Raw genomic sequence first — 3,406 nt, forward strand, 5'->3', positions numbered from 1 at the left:
ATGTTTAGGGTAGAACCTTCACGTGTAGTTTAGCTATGCTGCTTCTTCGTGGTCAGAAATGGCTCGTAGCTTTTGCAGGGATGTGGTGCGTCCGTAGTGCTTTGCACCGCCGAAGGCAGCAACGAAGTTAATCATGCGAAGGCAGGTGGGGCCGCAGTCCATTGCGTCGGGTTGTTTGTAGAAGGGGAATTTTTTCATTCTTCTGTCCAAAGCTCTGCGTTTATTTCAGCGATCTTATCGTGATCAATTATAAATCCACTTTCATTTGAAATCACACCACATTCTTCCAGAGTTTTATATCCTTCTTCACCTTCTCCCTTCCCTATATATGGATTATATGTACATTCGGCTTGTAAATAGCAATTATCATCTTTGTCTCCAATTGGAAGATTATTAGTGAAACATACTGTTCTAAATTCACAATCTTTACAAACATTAATTTGTTCTTTAGTAATATACCATTCTTTATTTGTTTTACATTCTTTTTTTAAATTCTCAATGAGAATGTTAATCTCATCAAACTGAATATTACCAATTAATTTCTTAGAATTAGGATGGTTTTTCAACTTCCCTTCTCTATCAATAAAAAGTTTTTTATACCTGAAAGTACAAACCTTTTGTGCTTCGAGATGAAATGATAAGTTAATATTGTTGATACGTCTTATCTCATCAAAATTGAGTTGCTTAGATGTAAAATGAATGATTCCGTCATCAGATGAGATAACCTCAATACTTTCAAAGACAACGAGTTTTTTAATTCGCGCATTTTGAGCTATTATTTTACTTAATGTTTCTATATTACTATTCTTAAGTGTTGAATCCAAATAGATATTTATAGATTGAACAACAGACGAAGAAAACATTTGAATAATTTGATCTAACTCTCCAATGGACAAATTAATTCCTCTAATTTCAATACTAGAGATTAGACAACGTTCAATAAGTGAATTGATTGATTTCAAATTATTCATATTCTTTGAATCAATATCTAGGATGAGGTTGTCAATTATTTCAGGTGAGTTTTTGAGCTTTGTATTGATTGGTGGAAAATTATTTTTTAAACTCTCTGAAACAAAAAAACCAAAATCATTTTCTGTCAAAAAGTCCAAATATTCTAAAACAACCTTTTTGTCATCATTGATATAAAATTTTAGAACATCACTCAAAGTCTGCCATGCACATTTTTCAATAAACTCGGACAACTCCTTCGGAACAAAATTAGACATTTCAGGTCTTGTAAAATCTAATAATATCGAATTTTTATATCCAGAAATGATAGTACAATCGCTGTATAATAAAAAGTATTTGTTTAATGGGTAATGCATAGGAAGGATATGGGTTTATAGTATAAATCTGGAATCATTGAACTAGTCTGTAATTGTCTAGATTTGACTGAGTTGTTGTGAGATCTTGAACTGTTTGAGTAATCAATCTTTTTTACTCTAATTGAAATCAAAGGTGTATTTATCAATTTTGTCATAGTCATAATTCGTAACTTAAAAAATCAGAGATACGTTCGTCTAGTGAATAAAAGCAGTTTTGTTCTATCATTCCATATTGACCAGCAGGGTTAACCTCTAAGAATATATAATCTTCTTCTTCTGTTAAAATAAAATCCAAAGAACCCGTATTAAGATTTATTGCATTCATAAATACTCTAATTTTCGAACACATATCACCTGGCATTTTAAACGGTATCATTCGATTCGGAAATTCATCATTATAATTTCGAAAGTCTACTCTGGTTTTATCATCATTTTGAGAAAAAATAGCCATGGAATACAGTTCCCCATGCAAATAAAACACTCGAATTTCTATCTTCTTATCTATATAGCTCTGTAGCATTGAAGGAAATATAGTTTCATTAAATTTCGAAAGCTCCTCTACACTATAGTCAATAGAGTAATAATTTTTAATACTTTCTTTTTCTGTATTTGAATAAAATAAATCCTGAATTGGTTTAACCATTTTTATTCCTCTCTTTAATTCTCTTTCAACCAAACTCTTATCTGTGGTCACGGTAAAATCAGGTATTTTCATCCCAGCATTCGAAGCTTCTAAAAAGTAAACTAATTTGTTGCCGTTTTTCGCAAAGTAATTTCCGATGTGTGGTCTATCCTCGAATCTTTTGACAATAAAGGTTTCAAGCGATGATATTTCTTCGTTCAAAAGGTATTCTCTATAGTCTGAGTTTACAGATTCTAATTCTTCAGGAAAAATGAATTCCAAATTTTCGAACATCCTAAACCATGATTTCCGATACCAGAATGATTTAATTTCGTCTAATTCAAAATTCATTCCCGAACTCAATTTTAAACTAACTCTAAGTTCACCTTTAATTAGAGAAATCGTTATGCCAGATAAATAATTGAAACTACCTGTACGTACTACTTCTTCCCCTTTACGAATCAACCATTTCATTATTTTGTCTGTAGATTCGTCGAAATCACTTGAAATTATAAGTATCATAGGTCTTTATGAATTAATTCAGATTCATTAATACCCCAAATCCTCATGGCATCTTTCAAAACTCCCTCAAATGGACTTTTAATTTCATTTTCATAGACGTAAACAGATAATGGAAAAATCAGATAATCTTTGCAAAACTTTTTTGTTTGTAGTTTCTCACGAATAAGCTCGATAAATTTTTCATTCAATATTAAAGAAGGATTCGACTGTAAAATATGAGTGAAGGTCATGCGAATCGCACTCTCTGCTAACTTTATATGTCTCTTTTTAGAGAAATTTGAATCAATTACTAATCCTTGATATTCTATTAGTTCTTTGATTTCCTTAAAATTTGTAAGAAAAATTTCCTCTCGTTTTTCTGGATGTCTTAATTTTGATGCATCACTTTTATTAATCTGTTTAAATACTTGTAACATTTCCTGACTTGAAAGTGTATCTTGGCAAGAACTTTTAAAGGAAAATAAGAGGAGAATTAGTACAATTAACGCTATTTTCATTTTGTCCGTTTTATTAATATATGCTGTGGTCCTAAGATCACAGCATATATTCTTTATTAATTTCTCCATCCATCATTATTAAACGGATTCCAATCGTGATTTGTTTTGAATATAACCGTGTCACCCTTACAATAGTAAGGTCATTGTTTCTAGTTGGCGTTCTTTTTCCTCCTTTTACTAGGTTAACACCTTTGTTAACCAACTTTTTTCCTTCAAATTCTTTAATTGATTTCATATCATTAAAATTTATCCCTACATTAAAACTTAGTTATCTTTGTAACTGCATGTAGGTAACTACAGTTACTCAGATTGCGTAAAATGTATCTCATCTGACAAATTGATTATTTACGTCTATTATAAAGAGCGTGTGTCAGCACACTTTTTTTATTCTAACAATCCTCCTCAAAATAATTCATATCTCCACCTTATGCGCAATCGAT

General features: G+C 30.9%; 5 protein-coding genes. All 5 read right to left on the reverse strand.

Going from position 1 to position 3,406, the window contains the following annotated elements:
- Positions 1-33: 33 nt before the first annotated feature.
- The 5 genes from CW751_RS16065 to CW751_RS14945 all read right to left on the reverse strand — a co-directional run bounded on the left by CW751_RS16065 (position 34) and on the right by CW751_RS14945 (position 3,201).
- Positions 34-198 carry a cysteine peptidase family C39 domain-containing protein gene (locus tag CW751_RS16065; protein WP_119782973.1) on the reverse strand — a complete coding sequence of 55 codons (165 nt, stop codon included), beginning with the start codon at positions 196-198 and terminating at the stop codon, positions 34-36.
- Positions 195-1,226 (reverse strand): hypothetical protein, encoded by a 1,032-nt coding sequence (locus tag CW751_RS14930; protein ID WP_205677847.1) that lies wholly within the window; start codon positions 1,224-1,226, stop codon positions 195-197. Before CW751_RS14930 ends, CW751_RS16065 begins: the two co-directional genes overlap by 4 nt.
- A 256-nt stretch (positions 1,227-1,482) precedes the next feature.
- Positions 1,483-2,469, reverse strand: a complete 987-nt coding sequence (gene gwsG / locus CW751_RS14935) for a grasp-with-spasm system ATP-grasp peptide maturase (RefSeq protein ID WP_101335827.1) — start codon at positions 2,467-2,469, stop codon at positions 1,483-1,485.
- On the reverse strand, positions 2,466-2,966 hold the full coding sequence (locus CW751_RS14940; RefSeq protein ID WP_133122251.1) for a hypothetical protein: 501 nt from the start codon (positions 2,964-2,966) through the stop codon (positions 2,466-2,468). The genes gwsG and CW751_RS14940 overlap by 4 nt, the downstream gene beginning before the upstream one ends.
- A 37-nt stretch (positions 2,967-3,003) precedes the next feature.
- Positions 3,004-3,201, reverse strand: a complete 198-nt coding sequence (locus CW751_RS14945; protein ID WP_101335829.1) for a hypothetical protein — start codon at positions 3,199-3,201, stop codon at positions 3,004-3,006.
- Positions 3,202-3,406: the final 205 nt, after the last annotated feature.

It is taken from the genome of Brumimicrobium salinarum (genome assembly GCF_002844555.1).
GTDB lineage: Bacteria > Bacteroidota > Bacteroidia > Flavobacteriales_D > Crocinitomicaceae > Brumimicrobium > Brumimicrobium salinarum.